We start from the raw sequence: 22,687 nt of genomic DNA, 5'->3' as shown, positions 1-22,687 counted from the left end.
GTGGAAGTTGGATGGAGTTATCAATTTGTAGCTGGACATTCGGAGAAGAACCTATTGAAAAAGTTGCGAAATTTGTAAAAGATACTGGCTGGCCCGATGAAAATAAAGATTTAGCCAATCGAAATCCTGTTAATAGAAAAAAGGCGATTGAATATTTTAAAAGGCAAATTGAAGCAGTTAATAATGTAAATGGAAGATATTTAATTGTTTGTCCTTCCGCTGTCGGCAAATCTGCTCCTATGGGAAACGGAAAAGAGGATTGGGAGTGGGCAGTCGACTCAATTCATCAATTAACTGAAAAGGCTTCTGAATTAGATGTAAAGCTCATTATCGAACCATTAAATCGTTATGAAAGCTGTATTGTAAATTCAGCTGATGATGCTTATCGATTCGTAAATGAAATTAATCACCCTATAGTTAAGACGCTCTTAGATACATACCATATGAATATTGAAGAAAAAGATATGGTGGAACCTTTTAGAAGAATATTTGAGATGGTAGAAGTAGTTCATGTTGCAGACAATAACCGTCAAGGATTGGGAAGAGGCCAACTGCCTTTTCAACAAATTTTTTCTGAATTACAGAGCTTGAAATATGATGGCACCATTGTGGTTGAATGCTGTACTCCTGGTGCCAATCCTTTCAGCGCCGATAAAGGAAGAGACAACATGCAATGGATGTATAAATATGCAGAGGAGTCTCTCGTATATTTGAAGAAATGGTTTCAATAAATCTTATAGAACATAGTTGAATACTATAACATTAGCATAATTATCAAAATTATACTTATGTCAATTTAAAATTTTTAGAAATACATCAGTTAAAAAATAAATGATACTTTAAAATGGAGGAACATGTATGTTAGCAGGAGTATTCGAAAAGATAGGAAATTTAGCTTTACAAGAAAGGGAAGTACCAACTTTAAAATCTGATTTAGACGTAAAAATTAAGGTATTGGCAGCTAGTATTTGCGGAACGGATGTTCACATTTTATCAGACCCGCCAGGTCATCCAGCGACACCCGGTATTATTCAGGGGCATGAATATGTGGGGGAAGTAGTTGATACCGGTAAAGAAGTGAGAAATGTGAATATCGGTGATCGGGTAATTGTAGATCCTACAACTACTTGCGGGTCCTGCCATTATTGCCAAATTGGCAGACCAAACTTGTGTAAGAATTCTTCTACTCTCGGGATTTTTCTTGATGGCGGTTGGGCTTCCTATAGTGTTGTTCCTTCGAAAAATGTGTTCAAGATTTCAAAAGATATCGCTCCTGAAATAGCTGTTTTAGCTGAACCGTTATCATGTGTTGTCAATGGCAGCGAAAAAGTAAATGTCCAGCCTGGTGATAGTGTTGTAATTATAGGAGCAGGTCCAATGGGACAACTGTTTACGCAAGTATTAAAAGCTGCGGGGGCAGCAAAAATGATCTGTGTTGATTTTTCGGACTATCGACTAAACTATTCAAAGCTATCTGGGGCCACTCATGTTATCAATCCAAAGAACGAGGATCTCGTAAAAGCTGTAAAAGAAATAACCGAGGTTGGTGTAGATGTTGTCATCGACTGTGTAGGTGTATTATTTGATCAGTGCATAAATCTTGTTCGCAGCGGGGGACAGATCCTTTTAGTTGGAATGAATGAGCATGCAAAGCCGCAAATTAAACAATACGATCTTACAAGAAATGAAATCACTGTAAAAGGAACATTTATTCAAAATTATGATTTTCCTAAAGTCGTGAAAATTTTAGAGTCGAACATCCTAAATTTAAATAGTTTGATTACTCATAAAATTACGTTAGATAAACTAGAGGAAGGAATCGAAACAATGAGAAAGGGAGAGGCCATTAAAATAATAGTCTATCCATTGTAATGATAAATACAAACAATAGATTTACAAAATATATAAATCTACATAAATTCTTCGGCATGGGTAAAAACTGCCCAAGTCAAAGAATTTACGCATAAGCTTCCGCCCATTTCTCTTATGGGGCCTTGCCGAAGGCTTATAAAAGGGCGTTTGAAAGCAAAGTCGGGATGAGGGTTAGCCCTAAAGGCATAAAGACGAGAAAGGCCATGTCTTGTGTCGGAAAATTAAAGGGAATTTATATAGAAAAGATAAACGCTACTGGGGGGATAATAATGAAAAATCGATTGATGATAACTGCTATTACCTTGCTGACAGCTATGTTACTACTAGCTGGATGCGGAGGACAGGAAAGTAGTAATGTTGCTTCTGATGAAAGCGGAAACAAGACGGAAAAGGATAGCGGCAAACCAAAAGTTGCGGTTGTACTAAAAGGCTTAGATCAAGAGTATTTTAAATTGGCAGAAAAAGGGGCAAAACAAGCATTTAAAGATTTAGGGGTAGATGGGACTTTTCTTGCAGCTACAACGCAAACAGAAACAGAAAAGCTTATTAATATTTTGGAGGATTTAATCAATGAAGATCCGGATGCATTAGTTGTCATGCCAAGCACTGAAGCGGCCATCCCAGTTCTTGAGAGATACAGGGAAAAAGATATTCCAGTTATTCTTATCGATACAGACTTAAAGTGGGACGGAAAAACAACGTACATTGGTACTGACAACTACACGGCAGGACAGGAAGCTGGTAAATTTTTAGCTGAAAAACTATCAAAAGGTGATGAAATTGCCATTCTTGAAGGCGTGTTAGGAACAGACGTAAATGAGCAACGGGTAAAAGGTGTAGAAGATGTTATGAAGGAAAAAGGCATTAAGATTACGGCTTCACAAGCAGCTGATTTTGACCGTGTGAAAGCTGTTACTGTAATGGAAAATATTCTAACGGCCAACCCGAATATTAAAGGCATTTTTACAGCAAATGATGAAATGGCTATAGGAGCTTTAAAAGCAGTCAAAGCCCGTAACTTAAATATTCCAATTATAGGTATTGACGGTACAAGTGATGTGTTAGAGTCGATTAGTAAAGGGGAAGTAACCGCCTCTGTAGCCCAAGAACCATATGATATGGCATATAAAGGCGTTGAAAATGCATTGAAAGTACTTAAAGGAGAAACTGTTGAGAAAAGTATTGACAGCAGTATAGAAGTGATCACAAAAGAAAATGCTGGAGAAAAATTAGAGGAAGTCAAAAGCATATTAGACAAGTAATCTTTAACATTACATGTGAAAGAGCGGTTGATAAACAAAGGCTGCTCTTTCTATCTATATTATGGAAGCCCATTAAAGATAGTACAATTTGTTAAAAAGAAGATATTGAGAGCAAATTGGTATGGGTTCACTAATTTCGTTATTAAATAGGGAGCTGAGAGTATATGAAAAAAATTCAATGGGGTATTTTAAGTGCAGCAAACATTGCTTATGATCAACTTCTGCCTGCTTTAAGGCGTTCAGATCGTGCTGAAGTAGTGGCGATTGCAAGTAAAAGCGAGGGACGTGCAGAGAGGTTCAATATACCAACTATTTATAAGGAATATGATCAGTTGCTTGATGATCCTGCCATTGACGCCGTTTACATTCCCTTACCAAATGCGCTCCATGTAGAGTGGGCTATCAAAGCAGCAAAAAAGGGAAAGCATATTTTACTAGAAAAACCTGCTGCATTAAACGTAGCAGAAATGAAAGACATTCAAAAGGCTGTATTGGACAATGGTGTGATTTTTATGGAAGCTTTTATGTATCAATTCCATAAACAGCATCAGAGAGTAAGAGAATTGCTTGAATCTAATTATATTGGAGATTATTTACATATTAAGGCTCATTTTTCCTGGATGTTGGAAGATTGTAACAATATCCGATTAAACCCTGAACTTGGTGGAGGAGCCATGCGTGATGTAGGATGTTACGGTGTTCATGCTATGAGTCAGGTAATTGGAATGAAACCAACAAAAGTAACAATGGCAGGCAAAATCCATTCGGAATATAAAGTAGATACACTTTCTACTTGTATTTTTATAGATGAACAAGGACGAACAGCGGAGATTACAGCCAGTATGGAGCTACCAATGATCAATCGGTACGAAATTATCGGGTCAAAAGGATCAATTCTAGTAGATTCAGCCTTCCGTCCGGATGCATCGCTAGATAAATACGGAAAAGTGATTGTTAAAGACCTTAATAATCAAACGGTTTTATATGAAGCTTACGAAGATGATCAATATTTAAATCAAGTAGAACATTTACATGATTGCATTATTAATCGCTGCAACCCAAGATATTCAATTGAAGATTCAATAAAGGTGATACATTATATTGAAAAAGGGTATGAGTCCTTAAATTGCTCTTCTGTTACACAGGATGTAATAAACAATTAAAAAAGTTTTCTCATTTATACACCTTTTTCTTAAAATCATATTTAGAACAAGAAAATGAAAAAAAGCATAAAAAATGGCGGTTGCAAATCATCTTAGATAGTCAACCGCCATTTTTTAATCTTTATTTATCTTTTGGAATAAAAACTTTTAAAAAATAGATGTTTTTTCCTCTTGTAAACTATTAAAAATATCTTCAATGTATGTTTTTGCCTTTTGTGCGTATTGGTATGGATTACATATTAATGGATCCTGTTCTCCCTCAATTAGAGCCCAGCCATCATATCCATGTTCAAATAATTCTAAAAAAATAGGTTTGAAGTCTAAACAACCATCTCCGGGTACAGTAAACATACCATTTTGTATACATGATCTTATACTATACTTATTTTGACGTGCCTGATTAAGGATTTCTTGTCGGACATCTTTTAAATGAATATATTTGATTCTATTGTAATACTTTTTTAATAATGACAACGGATCATTGCCACCATAATACCCATGGCCAGTGTCAAATAACAAATGAACTAGATTTGGATCACTCATTTCCATTAATCTATCAATTTCTTCTGGTTGTTCCACCACCGTACCTGCGTGATGATGATACACAAGGTACATGCCGTTATCACGACAAATTTCGCCGGCTTTATTTAATCCCTCTACCATGTACTTCCAACCATCTTCATCTAAACGTAAAACCTCAGTTTCATCCTGCCCACGTCGTGGATCCTGATTAAGGATGGATCCGCCGATTTCCGCAGTACTTACAACTTTACAGTCAAATTGTTTTAAAAATTTAACATGTTCCTGATAGGCTTGTAATTCATTTTTATGGTTCTTTGGATCAGAAAACAATACAGATTTCCACTGAGTAGTTAATTGGAGATTATAATCCAATAGGGCCTTTTTCAGCTCCTGCGGATCTTTCGGAAACTTTCTACTTACTTCAGTTCCTTTGAAGCCCAGAGATGAAATTTCAGACATTACTTGTTGATAGGAATAATGATCACCGTGTTCTAAGACATCTTCACCAACCCAATTTATTGGATGAATACCTAAATTGAATGGAATATGCGTCATTAGATTTCCTCCTCTTTTAGTTAATTTATCAAGAGTATTTTTGTATCCTAACTGGAATAAAAAATTAAGCGCTTAACCTATGTTATATATATTATACTAGTTGATTTGGTTATGCAATGAAAAATTTAAGTTTAAAATGTTTCAATAATAAAGAGAGATTAAGGGGTTAGTGTTAGGGAGAACTTTCAGAAAAAAATAAAGAAAACACTTTCAAAAGTAAATAATATAGTCTATAATAAACTTATTAAGAGAAGCGCTTAACTAAATTCAATTAATGTAATAGTTATAGAAAGGAAGATTTGTTATGGGAAAAATCACAATTGGTATTATAGGTGCAGGTAGAATTGGACGTTTGCACGCAGAAAATATTGCTCCGCTGCACAATGTTAGAATTAAGACAATTTCAGATATTTTTGTTGAAAACGTAGAAGAATGGTCAAGACAAATTGGAATTGAAACAGTTACAACGAATTATCAAGACATTCTTAATGATCCTGAAATTGATGCAGTCTTTATTTGTTCTCCAACAAGCACTCATATTTCCATTATTCAAGAAGCAGCCCAAGCTGGGAAACATATTTTTTGTGAAAAACCAATCAGTTTCTCAGTGGAAGAAACACAAAGAGTGCTTGAGATTGTTAAAGAAGCAGGTGTTAAATTACAGGTTGGATTTAACCGACGTTTTGATCCAAATTTTAAAAAGGTACATGATACTGTAAAAAATGGTGTAGTAGGAGATCCTCATATTTTAAAAATCACATCCCGTGATCCAGAGCCGCCTCCAGCGGATTATATTAAAAATTCTGGTGGATTGTTCTTCGACATGGCTATTCATGATTATGATTTAGCTCGTTACGTTGTGGGGAGTGAGGTTGAAGAAGTTTATGTCCAGGGTGCAATTTTAATTGATCCTATATTTGGTGAGCTTGATGACATAGATACTGCCTTAACTGTCTTAAAGTTTGAAAATGGTACAATTGGGGTGATAGACAATAGCCGTAAAGCGGTATATGGTTACGATCAAAGACTTGAGGTTTTTGGTTCTAACGGCAGTGTAACAGCTCAAAACGAACACCCTACAAATGTAGAAATCAGCACATCAAATGGGGTAGTTAAAGATACGTTAAAACATTTCTTCCTCGATCGTTACAAAGAAGCTTACATGATAGAAACACATGCATTTATAGATTCAGTAATAAATGATAAACCCCTTGTTTGCGTGGGTAACGATGGGCTTCAGGCTGAATTAATTGCAAATGCTGCAAAAGAATCTCTTGAAACAGGCAAACCTGTCAAAATTAGAAGAGAAGTTTTTGAATTGAGTGTAGAATAAACTGCGGGTGAATACGTACACATATCCAAACTAAATATTCTCTTTTTTCTTATCTGTGGGCTGCTAAGATATTAGCATCCACATTTATACACATTTAGTTAAGCGCTTAGGTAAAAGCGTTCATATATATTAAGGAGGAATTCAAATGAGTATTTTAATCAATCAAGAAAAAGTGTCTATGTTAAAGCAAAGAGCGTCTGAAACAAGAAAACTTATCCTTAAAACTGTTCATCATGCTGGAGCGGGTCATGTGGGGGGCCCAATGTCCGCTGTGGAAGTCCTAGTTAGTTTATATTTTGAAGAAATGAATATCAATCCTGCAGATCCTTATGGGGTAGATCGTGATCGTTTTGTTTTATCAAAAGGACATTCAGCTATAGTGCTATATTCTGTACTTGCACAACGTGGTTATTTCCCAATTGATGAATTAAATACATTTGATGAAATTGACTCTCGCTTGCAAGGACATCCAGATATGAAGATTTTGCCTGGTGTTGACATGTCGACGGGTTCTTTGGGACAGGGAATTTCTGCTGCGGTAGGAATTGCGCTTGGTGGGAAATTGTGTAACAAAACTTTCCGCACTTACTGCATGATTGGAGATGGTGAATCACAAGAAGGGCAAGTATGGGAAGCTGCAGATGTGGCATCAAAATATCAGTTGGATAATCTCGTTGTTATCATGGACTATAACAAACTACAGCAGTATGGGTGGGCAGGTACAATAACAGAGCGAGAAAACCCTGCGTTTTCTGCTGAAAAGCGTTGGGAGGCATTTGGCTGGAATGTAATCAGCGTGGATGGTCATGATGTTGAACAAATAAATATGGCATTTAAAGAAGCGAAACAAATAAAAGGAAAGCCAACTATTATTATTGCCAATACAATCAAAGGGAAAGGTGTAAGTTTCATGGAAAATAGTTATTCATGGCATGCACGTGTACCAAATGATAAAGAACTAGAAGCAGCTATCACAGAAATCGAAATGGGGGTTTAATAGGATGACAAACTTAAAAACTGTAGAAAAAGTAGCAATGCGTGATGTGTTTGGAGAAACTTTACTGAAATTTTCCTTTGATGATCCAAGAGTTTTTGCATTGGATGGTGATTTAGCGACATCAACAAAAGTAAATGTTGTTGCCGAAAAAAATGCACCAAAATTTTTACAAATGGGAATAGCAGAACAAAACATGATGAGCGTTGCAGCTGGTCTTGCTACCACTGGTTTACAGCCATGGGCTACTACTTTTGCAGCATTTTTATCTAAACGATCTATTGATCAAATCCAAGTACAGATTGCTCAGCCAATTCTAGACGTCAAAATGATTGGTGCCTATAGTGGTCTATTAACTGGCTTAACAGGTAAAACACACCAAGCTTTAGAAGATATTGCGATTTTCCGCAGCCTGGCCAACATGGTAGTACTAGCACCGGCTGATGGTGTGGAAACAAAGAAAATGATGGAATTTGCTAATGATTATTATGGACCTGTGTATATTCGCCTTGCAAGGGATCCACTGCCAGTGGTTTTTTCTGAAGATTACAAGTTTGAACTTGGTAAAGCAGTTAAATTAAGAGAAGGGAAAGACGCGACTATCATTTCAACGGGCACGCAAACAGGCCGCTCTCTTGAAGCGGCAGAAAAACTTGCTGAGGAAGGAATCGATGTAGCTGTTTTGCATATGCCATCCATTAAACCTCTTGATAAGGAAGCCATCATTAAAGCGGCAGAGGATACCGGTGCCATCGTAACATCAGAAGAACACAGCATCTATGGGGGCCTAGGAAGTGCTGTTGCAGAAGTACTTGTAGAAGAAAAGCCAGTGCCAATGCTTCGAATTGGTGTAAAAGACCGTAATTCAGAGTCTGGTCCGAACGAGGCTCTACTTCAAAAGTATGAAATTTCCGTAAATCATATTGTGGCTCGCGTCAAAGAAGTTATAAAGAAGAAATAATACTTTCGTTGAGAAAGCATCCCAATTGGTTAAGCGCTTAATAAAAAATACGTTAGGAGTAATCTGATGGTAAAAACAATGGAAAAGCAAAAATTGTTTATAAATGGCGAATGGGTAGCTACTGAAGAAACGTATAAAATTTATAATAAATATTCAGGAGAAGTTTTTTCTGAAGTGTCTTTAGCAAGCCCGGATCTTGTAAATAAAGCTGTAGAATCAGCGGTTTATGCTCATAAAAAGGTATCTTTTTCACCAGAATCTCGTCATGCGGTTTTAATACGTGTTGCAGAACTTCTAAAACAGAACCGAGATGACTTCGCAAACACTATCGCACAAGAAGGTGGGAAACCAATCACAGACGCATTAGGGGAAGTAAATAGATCGATAGCTACTTTTGAGATGGCTGCTGAGGAAACTAAAAAATTAGTGGGTGAAATTATCCCTAATTACAATGTTCAAGGCCGTTTTCTATATACCATAAAAAAACCAGTGGGTGTTGTTGCTGCAATCACACCGTTTAACTTTCCGCTAAACCTTGTAGTTCATAAAGTAGCACCTGCATTAGCAGCTGGAAATCCAGTAATTATTAAACCTGCTTCAGATACAGCAACTTCAGCTATAAAATTATGTCAATTATTAGAAGAAGCAGGTGTGCCAAAAGGTTATATTCAATGTTTAACTGGTGGTGGAGGTACCGTTGGTGAACAGCTTTTAAACGATGAACGAATTGCCCATTACACTTTTACAGGTTCACCTGCAGTCGGAAAACATATTCAAAAAACGATCGGACTACGTAAGGCAACATTAGAGCTAGGGTCTAACTCAGCCACTATCGTTCATGGTGATTCAGAAGTTGAAAAAGCAGCAGAGAGGTTAGCAAAAATGGCATTTGCTAATGCCGGGCAAATTTGTATATCGGTTCAGCGCATTTTAGTTCAGAATTCGGTAAAGGAACAATTTATGGAGGCATTTTTACAATATGTTTCAGAACTTAAAGTGGGTGACCCGCTAAATCCTGAAACGAATGTCGGACCAATGATCAGTGAAAAAGAAGCAAACCGTATTGAACAATGGGTAAATGAGGCCCAACAAAATGGTGCATCTATTTTAACTGGTGGCAAGCGTATTGGTAATATTTATTATCCAACAGTATTAACAGATGTGAAAAAAGGCATGAAGGTTTTAGACGAGGAAGTATTTGCACCTGTTGTATCAGTACTGTTTTATGACTCCATTGAAGATGCGATAGAACTAGTTAATGATTCGAAATATGGACTGCAAGCAGGAATCTATACTAAAGATCTAAATTTATCCTATAAAATTCCTCATTTACTTGAAGTCGGTGGAGTTATCATTAATGATACTTGCTGTTTCCGTACCGATCAAATGCCATATGGTGGTGTTAAAGAAAGTGGAAATGGTAAAGAAGGACCTGCATACGCTATCCAAGAGCTTCTTGAAACGGTGACAGTGGTGGTAAACGTAGAAGGGTAAAGTTTACTTACGGAACTCGTAAAAGGGAAAATCAAAAATTTACTAATCGGTTTTATCAGTGAGATTCATTGTATTTTTACAATGAATCTTTCTGTATATAACTGTTTTCGTAAAGCGTTTAACTTTTATGATGTATTGTGTTCAAATACTGCTATACTAAATAGGAGAAGATGAATTTTTTGAAATGAGGAAAGATTATGCAACAACCAACGATTTATGATGTAGCCAAAAAAGCAGGTGTTTCAATTGCCACTGTTTCTGGCGTGATTAATAATAACGGGAAATACAGTGAGAAAACGAAGAAAAAGGTATTGGATGTAGTGAAGGAATTGAAATATTATCCAAGTTCCGTTGCTTCCTCACTTTCCGTTAAACGTACCCAATCAATTGGTTTAATTATTCCGGATATATCGAGCCCATTTTATGCTGAGTTTGCAAGGAGTGTTGAAGACTGGGCGGATGAGAAAGGGTACAACATAATTATTTGTAGCACAGATTATAATGAGAAAAAGGAAAAAAAATACGTGTCTCTATTGCTCCGAAGACGAGTGGACGGAATTATTATAACTTCTGGTTTTAATAATGTAAATTTAATAAAAGATTTAATGGAGCAAAAAATACCTATAGTTTTGGTTGCTTATAATATAGATTCATTACAACTTAATACAGTTTCAGTAGATGATTATAGAGGTGGATATGAAGCAACAGCTTACCTAGCTGAACTAGGTCATAAGCGTATTGCAATTATTACAGAAACGGTTCAAAGCAGTGCAGAACGAATTCGTGGATATCAAAATGCACTAAATGATTATCACTTAATATATGATGAAAAGCTTAAAACAGAGTCAAGGGCTACATTTGAAGAGGGTGAAAGACAAGCAGAGAAACTTCTTGATTTAGAACAACCTCCAACAGCTATTTTTGCTTTTAATGACATCTTGGCAATTGGGGCCATGCGGGCAGTGCACAAGAGGGGACTAAACATTCCTGAAGATATATCAATTATAGGGTTTGATAATTCAGTCTTGGCAACTATATGTAGTCCAACTTTAACTACAATGTCACAACCTCTCAGTGACATGGGAAAGGCTACTATAGAGTCACTACTCTCAGAAATTGAAGAAACGGTAACAAGGAAACAACGGAAGCTATTATTACCTGAACTGGTTGAACGAAAATCAACAGGACGAGTGAATATAAACGTAAATTAAGTGATCCCAATTTTTGGCTTCCATGTAATACAAATTTAACAGTAACTATTCTTTTTATAATGTTAACTAAAAAGTGGGGGAAAAAATGAAAGTTACTATATATGACGTTGCAAAAAAGGCGGGTGTTTCAATTGCAACGGTGTCTAAAGTTATTAATAATACAGGGAATATCAGTGAAAAGACAAGAAAAAAAGTCTTAGGTGTGACAAAGAAATTAGATTTTCATCCCAATGTAATGGCATCTGCTTTGACGGGAAAAAAGACAAAAACAATTGGATTGTTAATTCCAGATTTGGCTAACCCCTTTTTTTCTGAACTAGCACGAAATATTGAAGATAGTGCGACCAATTGGGGGTACAATCTAATTATGTGTAGTACAGATTATTCGTCTGAAAAAGAAAATAAATATTTATCACTTTTAAAACAAAAAAGTGTTGATGGTTTTATTCTAGCGTCCGGATTTGAGGATCTAACAAAGGTACAAGAATTGATAGAAGAGAATATTCCTGTATCAATTATAGCACGTGATTCTCCAATGATTCCTATTAATACAGTAGCAATAGACGACTATATGGGAGGATATCAAGCTACGTCATATTTAATTAGCTTAGGTCATGAAAATATAGGAATAATCGCTCTTGATGTATGGAGTAATCGAGAGAGAGTAAGAGGGTATAAACAGGCTTTAGAAGATCACAGGATAAAGGTACCAGGAAATTTTGAATATGCAAAGGAGATAAGTATAGTTTGGGGGAAAAAAATTACACAAAACTATTTGAATAGTGCTAATCCCCCAACGGCTATTTTTACTTGCAATGACTTATTGGGGATAGGGGCGATTCATGCTGCTAGGGAATATGGTATTTCCGTTCCTGAACAATTATCGGTCATTGGTTTTGACGACACGATGCTTGCAACATTAATTGCTCCTACGTTAACTACCATGGCTCAACCTATACAGATTATGGGGAAAGAAATTATGGAATTAATGGTAGGTATGATTGAAAGAAATGAGACAATAAAACGAGTTACATTAATGCCTGAACTAGTGAGGAGAGAATCAACTGCAAAAGTGGTGAAGAAAGGAAATTCCTAAGCCATTTCATTTTATGTTCTTGTAACATGTTGATTTTCTGAATAGTTTGAAATATAATAAAATCAAAAAGTGAAGCGCTTAATAATAACGATGACTTTAAAACCATAAATTTACAATTTTTAGACTTTTAACAATAATTTAGGTTACCAGATATTCTTAATATATATCGATAATTATATTAAGATTGATTTTTCGATTAATGTGAAGCGCTTAATTAATTAGCATGAATTATCATAGATACAAATAATCTAACTTCTAATATTATTTAAGTTAAAAGTAAAATCGTTATTTAGTCAGGATTGTAAATTTATTTTTTTGTCTTTATTAAAGCGTTTACTTTCATGGGGTGGAGGTGATACATCAAAAAGTATATCGTACTTTTCACAATACAAGGATCTTGCTCATTACTTACAAGGGGGATGGCTATGAGAAAGCTTGCAACTGTTTCAATAATTCTCACAGTGATAGTACTTTCACTTGCCGGATGTGGTAACAAAGATAATACAGTAATAACAAGCACTAGTTCTAAAATTAGCGATAATGGTAAAAAGAAAGTGTATGTTGTATTAAAAAGTCTGGATTCTGAATATTTTAAATTTATTGAAGCAGGTGCGAATGCTGCGTTTAAAGATTTTAATGTAGATGGTACCGTTATTGCACCCAATGATCAAACAAAATATATGGAACAAATCAACATGCTTGAGGATTTGTTAAATCAAAATCCTGCGGGTGTAGTTTTAACTCCGAGTCAACCCAAAACCGTCATCCCCATTTTAAAGGAATTTAAGAAAAAGAATATTCCTGTTGCTCTATTAGACAGTGATGTAGATTCAGAAGATAAAATTACATTTATCGGAAATGACGATGTGAACGCAGGTAGGGAAGCTGGTGAGATATTAGCTTCTAAATTAAAGTCTGGTGACGAAGTAGCAATACTCGAAGGAATTTCAGGAACACCAACAAGCGCCGATAGAGTTAAGGGAGCAAAAGAAGCCTTGGAAAAGGCTGGTCTAAAAGTTGTTGCTTCCCAAGCGGCAGATTGGGACCGGGTAAAAGCGACATCTGTCATGGAGGATATTTTACAGGCACATCCAGGAATTAAAGGCGTTATTGGTGCAAATGATGAAATGGCACTCGGAGCACTTAAAGCGAGTAAAACAAGAGGAAAAGAAATTGTTTCTGTGGGAATGGATGGTATTACCGAAGCGGTTGACTCCATTAGTCAAGGTAACTTAAGCGCCACTGTTGCCGTCAAAACATATGATATGGGCTATAAAGGTGTAGAAAGTATCGTAAAATCTTTAAGTGGAGAAAAAGTTGATAAGAAAATTGTTACAGATCTTGATGTTGTAACAAAAGAAAACGCAAAAGAAAAATTAGAGGTTCTAAACAAATTGCTAGGAAAGTAACTTTTTAGTTATACGTAATAGGCGTGATTTGACATAGAGGATGTCCTAAAGAACTAGGGCATTCTCTATTTGTTTATTAAGAATCTTTTGGGAGAGTGAGTTAGTGCTTGTTGCTAACAACTGTTGTTAAGGTTTAGGAAGAAGCATACCACTTTATATACATAAGATGAAGGAATAAGAAAACTATTATAAAATGCAAGCTTGCAGTTAACAATTTTTTAGTAATCAAGTTGATTTTCAGAATAGATAGACATATAATAGAAATAGGTAAAGCGCTTAATAAAAGTATAATTAAATTGCATTAGGATGTTATTAGAATTGGACAGAAATGCATTGGAATCCCAAGAAAATATGATTTTATTTTTTTTAACAAGAGAGTGAAGCGCTTAACTAAAATTAACCGAGTGGAATAACGAAAGGAAGAAAAGCTTATGAATGGGAATTGTCTAATTGTTCAATCTGGGGGTCCCACAGCTGTTATTAATAACTCATTAATCGGAATCATAAATGGAGCGCTTGATTCATCTTTTAAGGGACAGATTTATGGAGCAGTAGGAGGATTACATGGATTGCTAAATGGATCTTTTGTGAATTTAAGTAACATGTCTAACGAGGATCGTCATCGTTTACGTTGGACACCTGGTGCTGCGCTTGGATCGTGGCGGTATAAGCTCACTGTCACAGATATCGAAAATATATTAAATGTAATGAAAAAAAAGGATATTCGATACTTCTTTTGTATTGGCGGAAATGGTTCCATGAATGTTGCTCAAATGATTAATGACCAAGCAAAAAAAGTCGGTTATGAATTAATTGTAATTGGTGTCCCTAAGTCAATAGATAATGATTTAATGGGTACCGATCATTCACCTGGTTTTGGAAGCGCTGCAAAATTTTTAGCCACTTGTATGCTTGATATTAAGATGGACATGAAAAGTTATATGGTAAGTAACCGTATTACAATAATAGAAACAATGGGTCGTCATACTGGTTGGTTAGCAGGAGCTTGTTCATTGGTCGGAGATGTAGGGGGCAATTGTCAAGATTTAATATATATTCCGGAAGTACCGTTTGATGAGAATGACTTTATAAGTAGAATTCAATCTTTAAATCTAGAAAAAAAGAGTGCAGTTGTAGTGGTCTCAGAAGGGATTAAAGATCATAAGTGTAACCTAATTTCAGGAAATGACCTTAACTTTGATATCCTTGGTCGTCCTAAGCTTGGGGGGGTTTCTTCATATTTAAATAATATTATCAAAGAGGAAACAGATATCCATTCACATGTTATTTTACCTAGTACTTGGCAGCGAAGCAGTATGATATTTGCTGCAAAAACAGATGTATCGGAAGCCTACAAGGTTGGAATAGAAGCCTGGTCTTTTGCAAAGAAAAATTATACAGGAGTTATGATTGGAATAAGTCGAGAAGATCTAACAGAGTATAAAATTTCTTATAAAACAGTACCGTTAAGAGAGGTTGGAGGAAAAGAACGCTTTGTACCAATAAGTTGGTATGATCAAGAAAACTGTTCCATGTCCCAAGAATTTATTGACTACGTACGTCCGATTATCCAGGGTGAATTGTTGCTTCCTTTGGAGAACGGTCTTCCTGTTTATGGGCGTGTCATATAAATAGTTGGTTTTAAGGTGATAAAGACATTGCATTAGGGTTAACAATTAATTTTGATTTAACTAACATTGAAGGGATGATCAATTATGTCAGTTTCAGAAAACACATTAGTACTAGGTTCTATTATTTGTGATAAGTGTGGACGCCTCTTGGATACATTTAGTTCAGAGAAAGTTGGATTTTACTATTCTCGTTGTAATGAAAAAAGATGTAATGATGACAAAGGTATTGAACAAGATTCTAAACTTAGAAATTAGTACTCTGACTTTAGTTGAAAAGAAGATGGGAAGGTGAAAATAGTGTCCAATTTAGCAGTTATATTCGATATGGATGGGGTAATTGTCGATACTGAGCCAGTGTATAGAAGGTATAACCAAGAGATATTTAAGAAACTGGATATTCAGGTAGACGAGATTACACAACGTAGCTATATGGGTGGAACGGCCAAAAGAAAATGGTCAATTTTAAAAGAAAAGTATTCTTTGTCGCAAAGCGTTGATGAGCTTATTGAATTGCAACATAAAATATTTTCACAGAAAGAATGGGATTATAAGCAACTGTTGTTTCCAGGAGTATTACCCTTATTAAGATCTTTAAAGAAACATGGTATTCCTACTGCTTTAGCATCCTCTTCTGAAATGAGAAGAATACAAACAGTAATGGATCAATGTGAATTAAGAGAATATTTTGATGAAGTTATTTCAGGTGAAGACTTTGAAAGGGGAAAGCCAGATCCACAGATTTTTCTACATGCAGCTGAAAAACTGGGGGTATTTGTATCAAACTGTATAATTTTTGAGGATTCCTTTAATGGTCTAACAGCCGCTAAAACTGCCAATATGCATTGTATTGGAGTAAGACATAAACAAATAAACATGGATCTTACACAAGCAGATAGAGTTGTGGCTTCATTAGCGGAAGTAAACGTTGCTGAACTTAAAGAGCTATTTTCTTTAAGGCATGTTTAACTTTAAGAAAGTACGAAGGATTATTTAAAATATAGTTTGTTTTTCAATAACAACATTGAAATGGAAAGGCTTTTTTAGACTTCACTTACAAAATAAGAAAAAGGAGATAAGGATATGTTGTTGAGAACGGCACTAGAATGTCATAAACGTATAGGTGAATATCGCAAAGATTTATATAAATTAGCAAAAAATAAAGGGCTTACAGATACGAGTACCATCGATCTTAGTAAACAATTAGATAAAGAAATTACGATGTTACAAAAAATGATGCAAGAAGTACGTTCTATTCCGTATTGAGAGAACAATGCCACACTGATGCAAAAAACTACTAGTTTAGAAAAATACGAGTTCAAAAGCCTTTCAAAAATTATCTATTAAAATTGCTTTGAGCGTCAAGAAAATAAGAAAAATAAAAACAAAAATTAATAAAGTGCCGTTTTCAGCAACTAAATAATAAATTTAAATCAAAAAAGAGCAGATACGAATATTTCACCACACATTCCTTTCGGGAGGTGATACATGCAATCATCGTGATGGAAAAATTCATTTTCAGACAAAAAATAAGTTTTGCGATTATGACTTCCAATTCTTTTTGCCATAGAAAATTTATTACGAAAGAGGTTATGACATTGACATTACGGGAACAGTCCCTAGAAATGCATAAGAAAAATAAAGGGAAACTTGGTATCTATTCAAAAGTAGAAGTACGCAACGGCCGAGATTTAAGTCTTGCTTATTCACCTGGTGTGGCAGAACCTTGTATTGAAATTTATCAAGATGAGGAAAAAGTCTATGATTATACGAGTAAGGGAAATCTTGTTGCTGTTGTTTCAGATGGTACAGCGGTACTTGGTCTTGGAAATATTGGGCCGAAAGCAGCTATGCCTGTGATGGAAGGGAAAGCATTACTCTTTAAATCATTCGCAGATGTGGATGCGTTTCCAATTTGTCTTGATACAACAGACACCGATAAAATTGTTGAAATGGTTCAATTATTAGAACCGACTTTTGGTGGAGTGAACTTAGAAGATATTGCTGCCCCTCAATGTTTTGAAATCGAGGATCGCCTGCGGAAATCCTGTAATATTCCCGTTTTTCACGATGATCAGCACGGTACAGCCATTGTAACAGCTGCAGGACTAATCAACGCTCTTAAGCTGGTAGACAAAAATATAGAAGATATTCGTGTGGTAGCAAATGGTGCTGGGGCGGCCGGAGTGGCGGTTGTAAAATTGTTACTTAATATGGGTGTAAAAGATGTCATTTTATGTGATACAAATGGAATTATTTATGAAGGTCGCTCTGTTGGAATGAATTCATTTAAAGATGAAATGGCAAGGATAACTAACAAAGAACACAAAAAAGGAACTTTATCAGATGCACTTGTTGAAGCTGATGTTTTCGTTGGTGTTTCGGCTGCAGGTGCTGTTACTCAGGAGATGGTTCGGTCCATGCGTCATAGCCCCATTATATTTGCAATGGCCAATCCTGTACCAGAAATTATGCCAATAGATGCAAAAGAGGCAGGAGCGTTTGTTGTAGGAACTGGTCGCTCAGATTTTCCAAATCAGATAAATAACGTTTTAGCTTTCCCTGGGATTTTCCGTGGGGCACTGGATGTTCATGCTAAAGCAATCAATGAAGAAATGAAATTAGCTGCTGTTTATGCGATTGCTGAGTTGATTTCAGAGGAAGATCTTAACCCTGAGTATGTGATTCCAGATCCTTTTGATCCGCGTGTGGCAGCACATGTTGCATCTGCAGTTGCTAAAGCTGCAATGGAAACAGGTGTTTCACAACGGAATGTTAATACTGAAGAAATAAAAAATCGTCTTTTGAAAAACGCTAAAGATAATCACGTTCTGGTATAAAACATACTACTTTTCATTCGGTTCGTATAATAAATTTTAATACTATTAATCTTTCTTAATAAAAGAAGATTGGAGGAAGAATGATGAAATTGGCCATTGCATCTGACCATGGCGGTATGTTTATTCGTCAAGAAATTATTTCATTAATGAAAGAAATGAAGATAACCTATGTTGAATTAGGTTGTGAAAGTTGCGAATCAGTTGACTATCCAGACTATGCTTTTCCGGTAGCTGAAAAAGTAGCCAACGGAGAAGTAGACCGTGGTATTTTAATATGTGGAACAGGCATTGGAATGAGCATTACTGCTAACAAGGTAAAGGGGGTCCGCTGTGCGCTTGTGCATGATACCTTTAGTGCGAAGGCTACCAGAGAACATAACGATACGAATATATTAGCTATGGGTGAGCGTGTCATTGGTCCAGGTTTAGCTCGTGAAATTGCAAAAATATGGTTAACAACCCCATTTGAAGGGGGAAGGCACGCAAATCGTGTCAATAAAATAGCAACATATGAAGCCACTAATGAATTTAACAATAACGAATTCAATGCAAGGAAGGCAGTATCTTTAATAAATGATATAGTTGCAAGGATGTATTAAAAAATACGCTTATAAAGCTTCAAATTTATGAAGCTAGAATAGATTATCAGTTCTAAAAGGGTTTAAATAAAATTGATAATTGATTTACATAAAGATCCTTAAATGGATAAAGTCACTTTGTATTTTGGATCTTTTACTTAGGGAGGGTTCTTATGGGTTAACTTAAATGAAGGAGATGTTAAATAAGGCATTAGCAGAAGGCTATGCAGTGGGACAATTCAACGTAAATAATCTAGAATGGACACAGGCCATTTTGGCTGCGGCCGAAGAAGAGAAATCACCCATTATTCTTGGTGTTTCGGAAGGAGCATCTCGATATATGGGGAGCTATAAGGTGCTAACTGCTATGGTGGAAGCCCTGATCGATGAAATGGGCATCACAATTCCTGTAGCTATTCATTTGGATCATGGGTCAAGTTTTGTAAAATGTAAAGATGCCATTGATGCTGGATTTACTTCGGTTATCATTGACGCTTCTCATCTTCCATTTGAAGAAAATGTGAAAATAACTAGACAAGTAGTTTATTATGCATATGAACGAGAGGTATCAGTAGAAGCTGAATTAGGAACGGTTGGAGGACAAGATGACGATGTAATTGCTGATGGTGTCATTTATGCTGATCCGAAAGAATGTAAGGAAGTTAGTTAGACTTACTGGTATTGATTGCCTTGCTCCGGCATTTAGGATCTGTTCATGGTCCTTACAAAGGGGCGCCAAACTTAGTTTTTAAGGAAATGAAAGAAATTTGTGAGACTATTGAGCTACCGTTAATTTTACATGGAGGTACGGGTATCCCGACTGAACAAATTAAAAAATCAATTTCATTAGGAACGGCAAAAATTAATGTCAATACTGAAAATCAAATAGCTTTTACTAAAGCAGTTCGGACGAAGTTGAATACAGATTTTGATGTATATGATCCACGTAAATTCATTGGTCTAGGGCGTGAAGCGATTAGAGAAGCGGTTATTGATAAAATCCGTGAATTAGGTTCTTCAAACAAAGCATAATGTTCTGATTCAAAAAATCAATTAAATCAGAACAAAAAAGGTTATCGAACTAAGGTTAAGTTTAGAAGTTTCTAAACATGGTAGTCTTTCATATATCTTCAATTACACAAAAAAATATTTAGAGTTAGTAGAACAAGCAATAGAAGAATCCATTTAAATTAAAATTTAAATGCGAAACGAAATTGGAATTGAAAGGGGAAAATTATGAAAGCGTTAGTTAAAAAGGGAGAAGGATTTCACAATGTGGGGCTTGTTGAATTAGATGAACCAATTGTAAAAGCCTCCGAGATAAAAGTAAAAATTCATGCAGCTGGGATATGTGGAACCGACCTTCATATCATTGCCGATGAATATCCTGCCAATTATCCAGTGACAATGGGACATGAATACTCTGGAATTGTTGTTGAAGTTGGGGCGGATGTAACTGATTTTAAAATTGGCGATAGAGTAGTTTCCTTAACAGCAGCAAAAAGCTGTGGAAAGTGTAATTACTGCTATGAAGGATTAGTAATGCTTTGTGAAGAAAGAAAGTCAATTGGTTCAGGTGTGAATGGGGCGTTCTCGGAATATATGGTCATTCCAGCTCATTTAGCATTCCGCATTCCAGAAAATGTAACGATGGATGAAGCAGCGTTATGTGAACCTTTAGCTTGTATGGTCCGATGTGTAGTAGAGCGTGGTAGTGTCTTAGCAGGAGACTTTGTATTAGTGTCCGGTCCAGGTGCAATTGGATTACTTACAATGCAAGTTGCAATAGCTTCTGGCGGAAATGTCATCGTGATAGGAACTTCGGTGGATCGTGAACGGTTACAATTAGCAAAAGACTTGGGTGCATACGACACTATTATTATAGACGAAGAACACGTCGAAGAGAGAGTAAACCAGATAACAAAGGGTAAGGGGTTTGATGTTGCATTTGAATGCGCTGGAATTGAGTCATCCTCACGAAATTGTTTGAAATTATTAAAGAAAACAGGATTGTACGTTCAAGTTGGATTATATGGAAAAGAAATAAAATTTAATTTAGACATGGCACTCACAAAAGAAATTAAGATTTCAAATGGTTTTGCATCTGAACGAACATCTTGGATTCGTGCACTAAATCTGCTAGAACAGAATAAAGTTAATGTTCTTCCTCTAATCTCTACAAAATTGCCACTAGAAAAGTGGGAGGAAGCTTTTGAGATGGTTCGTTCCAAATCTGCATTTAAAGTTTTATTAGAACCGAATCCAAGTAAATAATTTATCATAGTGACTTTTAATGATAATCTTTCAAACCATTTATCCCACCATAGACGGTTTTTCATTTATACCTTCTTTATATTTTTCTATTGTTTAAGAGCAGGAATGCAAACAACAAACCTTAAGTGAAAGGTCTATTTTATTACATGGATTTTTTTAGATATTTTTTCTTTAATAAGATTGAATTTTTGATTTTAATATTTACGGAGGTACTGAGTTCCGATAATATATAGTTATCGGAACTTAGAGCCAGAAAAACCAGCAGTTAAGGAGGTTCGATTATGTTAACTGAAAGTGGAAAATTTTTTCAGATTGATAAAGAAAAACTGGAAAAAACTAAATTCTACATACAAAACTCTAAAAGTAAAAACACCCAGAAAAGTTACGCGTCGGACTGGAAGAATTTCACTGAATGGTGTGAGTTGAATGCGCGAGATCCTATTCCTGCATCCGCAGGTACACTATGCCTTTATTTATCTGAATTGGCAACGACACATAAATATTCGACTATAAGAAGACGAGTTTCTTCTATTAATATGGCGCATAAATTCAAACATCATCTTCCACCTGCCAAACAAGTTGAAGTTCAAGCCTTATTGGAAGGGATAAAAAGAGAAATCGGTACTCGGCAAGAACCGAAAAAGGCACTAATGCTGCAGGTCCTTCCTTCCCTAATCGCTAAGATTGACACCTCAACTCTGATTGGTGTAAGGGATAAGGCGATCCTATTGTTAGGTTTTGCCCTTGCAAGCCGACGTTCAGAACTTGTGGCTATTAATATAGAAGATTTACAGATTAACGACTTTGGTATGGACGTACGAGTTCGAGAAACCAAAACAATGAATGATGATCTTATAAAAGGAGTCGTTTATACATATAGCGAATTTTGTCCAGTTAAAGCAACTCAAGAGTGGATTAAGCTAGGGACAATTACTTCCGGTGCTTTGTTTCGTTCAATTGATCGGCATGGAAATATCAAGGAAAGGTTGAGTGATAAATCCATAGCACTTATTATAAAAAAATATATCGGGGAACTCGGGATGGATATAAATGACTTTGCAGCACATAGTTTAAGAAGTGGATTATCAACAAGTGCAGCAATGATGGGAATGACAGAAATTGCGATTATGAAACAAACAGGTCATAAAACCAGGGAGATGGTTGATCGCTACGTTCAGGCAGGCTTACGATACAAAAACAATGCGAGCAGCATTTTGAAGAATTTATAATTTACAATTTTTAGTGCGTTGAAGATTTGCATTTAAATGAAATTATCTTTTCTATTATGTACCACTACTCATCTAATTTCGTCGTATGATGGTAGTCAGAAAATCCAATTAGGAATATTTGAAGTTATTGGAGGATACATTGAAAGCATTTTTCAAGGGCTTCCTGAGAGGTTAAGTTGCCTACTTCATGTGTATATATGTTCATAGTTTAAATCTCCAGTAAAGTGAGTTATTTTATCAATTTTAAATACCACGATAATTATATT

The 22,687-nt window shown here is 35.8% G+C and carries 20 protein-coding genes and 1 pseudogene; 20 read left to right on the top strand and 1 reads right to left on the bottom strand.

Annotated features, from left to right (window positions below):
* Positions 1–11: 11 nt before the first annotated feature.
* The 4 genes from CCK98_RS34145 (at position 12) to CCK98_RS34130 (ending at position 4,297) form a co-directional block, all read left to right on the top strand.
* On the top strand, positions 12–731 hold the full coding sequence (locus CCK98_RS34145) for a sugar phosphate isomerase/epimerase (RefSeq protein ID WP_088090988.1): 720 nt from the start codon (positions 12–14) through the stop codon (positions 729–731).
* 127 nt (positions 732–858) lie between these two features.
* Positions 859–1,872: a zinc-dependent alcohol dehydrogenase family protein gene (locus tag CCK98_RS34140; protein WP_088090987.1), complete on the top strand. Its 1,014-nt coding sequence runs from the start codon at positions 859–861 to the stop codon at positions 1,870–1,872.
* Between the two features lie 269 nt (positions 1,873–2,141).
* The gene (locus CCK98_RS34135; protein ID WP_088090986.1) at positions 2,142–3,134 is read left to right on the top strand and encodes a sugar ABC transporter substrate-binding protein; all 993 of its coding nucleotides are present in this window, start codon (positions 2,142–2,144) and stop codon (positions 3,132–3,134) included.
* 164 nt (positions 3,135–3,298) lie between these two features.
* Positions 3,299–4,297: a Gfo/Idh/MocA family protein gene (locus tag CCK98_RS34130; protein ID WP_088090985.1), complete on the top strand. Its 999-nt coding sequence runs from the start codon at positions 3,299–3,301 to the stop codon at positions 4,295–4,297.
* Between the two features lie 147 nt (positions 4,298–4,444).
* On the opposite strand, the gene iolE is transcribed toward CCK98_RS34130, so the two are convergent.
* A complete protein-coding gene (gene iolE, locus CCK98_RS34125) occupies positions 4,445–5,374 on the bottom strand; it encodes a myo-inosose-2 dehydratase (protein ID WP_088090984.1) in 930 nt (309 codons plus the stop codon).
* Between the two features lie 304 nt (positions 5,375–5,678).
* On the opposite strand from iolE, the gene iolG reads away from it, so the two are divergent.
* The 16 genes and pseudogenes from iolG (at position 5,679) to CCK98_RS34050 (ending at position 22,421) form a co-directional block, all read left to right on the top strand.
* On the top strand, positions 5,679–6,707 hold the full coding sequence (gene iolG / locus CCK98_RS34120) for an inositol 2-dehydrogenase (protein ID WP_088090983.1): 1,029 nt from the start codon (positions 5,679–5,681) through the stop codon (positions 6,705–6,707).
* 145 nt (positions 6,708–6,852) lie between these two features.
* The gene (locus CCK98_RS34115; RefSeq protein WP_088090982.1) at positions 6,853–7,704 is read left to right on the top strand and encodes a transketolase; all 852 of its coding nucleotides are present in this window, start codon (positions 6,853–6,855) and stop codon (positions 7,702–7,704) included.
* Positions 7,705–7,708: 4 nt separating this feature from the next.
* Positions 7,709–8,662, top strand: coding sequence for a transketolase family protein (locus CCK98_RS34110; protein WP_088090981.1), 954 nt, complete (start codon positions 7,709–7,711; stop codon positions 8,660–8,662).
* 66 nt (positions 8,663–8,728) lie between these two features.
* Positions 8,729–10,156: an aldehyde dehydrogenase family protein gene (locus CCK98_RS34105; RefSeq protein ID WP_088090980.1), complete on the top strand. Its 1,428-nt coding sequence runs from the start codon at positions 8,729–8,731 to the stop codon at positions 10,154–10,156.
* Between the two features lie 197 nt (positions 10,157–10,353).
* Positions 10,354–11,367 (top strand): LacI family DNA-binding transcriptional regulator, encoded by a 1,014-nt coding sequence (locus CCK98_RS34100; RefSeq protein ID WP_088090979.1) that lies wholly within the window; start codon positions 10,354–10,356, stop codon positions 11,365–11,367.
* Between the two features lie 85 nt (positions 11,368–11,452).
* Positions 11,453–12,463 (top strand): LacI family DNA-binding transcriptional regulator, encoded by a 1,011-nt coding sequence (locus CCK98_RS34095; protein WP_088090978.1) that lies wholly within the window; start codon positions 11,453–11,455, stop codon positions 12,461–12,463.
* A gap of 425 nt (positions 12,464–12,888) precedes the next feature.
* Positions 12,889–13,872 (top strand): sugar ABC transporter substrate-binding protein, encoded by a 984-nt coding sequence (locus CCK98_RS34090; protein ID WP_088090977.1) that lies wholly within the window; start codon positions 12,889–12,891, stop codon positions 13,870–13,872.
* A 431-nt stretch (positions 13,873–14,303) separates the two neighbouring features.
* The gene (locus CCK98_RS34085) at positions 14,304–15,503 is read left to right on the top strand and encodes a diphosphate--fructose-6-phosphate 1-phosphotransferase (RefSeq protein WP_088090976.1); all 1,200 of its coding nucleotides are present in this window, start codon (positions 14,304–14,306) and stop codon (positions 15,501–15,503) included.
* A gap of 84 nt (positions 15,504–15,587) precedes the next feature.
* A complete protein-coding gene (locus CCK98_RS35060; protein WP_142292262.1) occupies positions 15,588–15,758 on the top strand; it encodes a GapA-binding peptide SR1P in 171 nt (56 codons plus the stop codon).
* Positions 15,759–15,800: 42 nt separating this feature from the next.
* Positions 15,801–16,469: an HAD family phosphatase gene (locus tag CCK98_RS34080; RefSeq protein ID WP_088090975.1), complete on the top strand. Its 669-nt coding sequence runs from the start codon at positions 15,801–15,803 to the stop codon at positions 16,467–16,469.
* A gap of 114 nt (positions 16,470–16,583) precedes the next feature.
* A complete protein-coding gene (locus tag CCK98_RS34075; protein ID WP_088090974.1) occupies positions 16,584–16,766 on the top strand; it encodes an aspartyl-phosphate phosphatase Spo0E family protein in 183 nt (60 codons plus the stop codon).
* A gap of 359 nt (positions 16,767–17,125) precedes the next feature.
* On the top strand, positions 17,126–18,340 hold the full coding sequence (locus tag CCK98_RS34070; RefSeq protein ID WP_373408560.1) for an NADP-dependent malic enzyme: 1,215 nt from the start codon (positions 17,126–17,128) through the stop codon (positions 18,338–18,340).
* 83 nt (positions 18,341–18,423) lie between these two features.
* A complete protein-coding gene (gene rpiB, locus CCK98_RS34065) occupies positions 18,424–18,939 on the top strand; it encodes a ribose 5-phosphate isomerase B (protein WP_088090973.1) in 516 nt (171 codons plus the stop codon).
* A 166-nt stretch (positions 18,940–19,105) separates the two neighbouring features.
* Positions 19,106–19,950: pseudogene (fba, locus tag CCK98_RS34060) on the top strand (class II fructose-1,6-bisphosphate aldolase).
* A 204-nt stretch (positions 19,951–20,154) separates the two neighbouring features.
* The gene (locus CCK98_RS34055) at positions 20,155–21,192 is read left to right on the top strand and encodes a zinc-binding dehydrogenase (protein ID WP_088090972.1); all 1,038 of its coding nucleotides are present in this window, start codon (positions 20,155–20,157) and stop codon (positions 21,190–21,192) included.
* 281 nt (positions 21,193–21,473) lie between these two features.
* Positions 21,474–22,421: a site-specific integrase gene (locus CCK98_RS34050; protein WP_088090971.1), complete on the top strand. Its 948-nt coding sequence runs from the start codon at positions 21,474–21,476 to the stop codon at positions 22,419–22,421.
* The last annotated feature ends 266 nt before the right edge of the window (positions 22,422–22,687 follow it).

It is taken from the genome of Bacillus sp. OV166 (genome assembly GCF_900177675.1).
In the GTDB taxonomy this organism is placed as follows: Bacteria; Bacillota; Bacilli; order Bacillales; family Cytobacillaceae; genus Neobacillus.
The sequence above is the reverse complement of the archived record's forward strand: the minus strand, read 5'-3'. Positions and strand labels throughout refer to the sequence as shown.

What these genes read in the sequence shown, in the direction of transcription:
- CCK98_RS34145 (WP_088090988.1), top strand. Translation starts at nt 12, where the DNA reads ATGGAGTTATCAATTTGTAGCTGGACATTCGGAGAAGAACCTATTGAA.
- CCK98_RS34140 (WP_088090987.1), top strand. Translation starts at nt 859, where the DNA reads ATGTTAGCAGGAGTATTCGAAAAGATAGGAAATTTAGCTTTACAAGAA.
- CCK98_RS34135 (WP_088090986.1), top strand. Translation starts at nt 2,142, where the DNA reads ATGAAAAATCGATTGATGATAACTGCTATTACCTTGCTGACAGCTATG.
- CCK98_RS34130 (WP_088090985.1), top strand. Translation starts at nt 3,299, where the DNA reads ATGAAAAAAATTCAATGGGGTATTTTAAGTGCAGCAAACATTGCTTAT.
- iolE (WP_088090984.1), bottom strand. Translation starts at nt 5,374, where the DNA reads ATGACGCATATTCCATTCAATTTAGGTATTCATCCAATAAATTGGGTT.
- iolG (WP_088090983.1), top strand. Translation starts at nt 5,679, where the DNA reads ATGGGAAAAATCACAATTGGTATTATAGGTGCAGGTAGAATTGGACGT.
- CCK98_RS34115 (WP_088090982.1), top strand. Translation starts at nt 6,853, where the DNA reads ATGAGTATTTTAATCAATCAAGAAAAAGTGTCTATGTTAAAGCAAAGA.
- CCK98_RS34110 (WP_088090981.1), top strand. Translation starts at nt 7,709, where the DNA reads ATGACAAACTTAAAAACTGTAGAAAAAGTAGCAATGCGTGATGTGTTT.
- CCK98_RS34105 (WP_088090980.1), top strand. Translation starts at nt 8,729, where the DNA reads ATGGTAAAAACAATGGAAAAGCAAAAATTGTTTATAAATGGCGAATGG.
- CCK98_RS34100 (WP_088090979.1), top strand. Translation starts at nt 10,354, where the DNA reads ATGCAACAACCAACGATTTATGATGTAGCCAAAAAAGCAGGTGTTTCA.
- CCK98_RS34095 (WP_088090978.1), top strand. Translation starts at nt 11,453, where the DNA reads ATGAAAGTTACTATATATGACGTTGCAAAAAAGGCGGGTGTTTCAATT.
- CCK98_RS34090 (WP_088090977.1), top strand. Translation starts at nt 12,889, where the DNA reads ATGAGAAAGCTTGCAACTGTTTCAATAATTCTCACAGTGATAGTACTT.
- CCK98_RS34085 (WP_088090976.1), top strand. Translation starts at nt 14,304, where the DNA reads ATGAATGGGAATTGTCTAATTGTTCAATCTGGGGGTCCCACAGCTGTT.
- CCK98_RS35060 (WP_142292262.1), top strand. Translation starts at nt 15,588, where the DNA reads ATGTCAGTTTCAGAAAACACATTAGTACTAGGTTCTATTATTTGTGAT.
- CCK98_RS34075 (WP_088090974.1), top strand. Translation starts at nt 16,584, where the DNA reads ATGTTGTTGAGAACGGCACTAGAATGTCATAAACGTATAGGTGAATAT.
- CCK98_RS34070 (WP_373408560.1), top strand. Translation starts at nt 17,126, where the DNA reads ATGCATAAGAAAAATAAAGGGAAACTTGGTATCTATTCAAAAGTAGAA.
- rpiB (WP_088090973.1), top strand. Translation starts at nt 18,424, where the DNA reads ATGAAATTGGCCATTGCATCTGACCATGGCGGTATGTTTATTCGTCAA.
- CCK98_RS34055 (WP_088090972.1), top strand. Translation starts at nt 20,155, where the DNA reads ATGAAAGCGTTAGTTAAAAAGGGAGAAGGATTTCACAATGTGGGGCTT.
- CCK98_RS34050 (WP_088090971.1), top strand. Translation starts at nt 21,474, where the DNA reads ATGTTAACTGAAAGTGGAAAATTTTTTCAGATTGATAAAGAAAAACTG.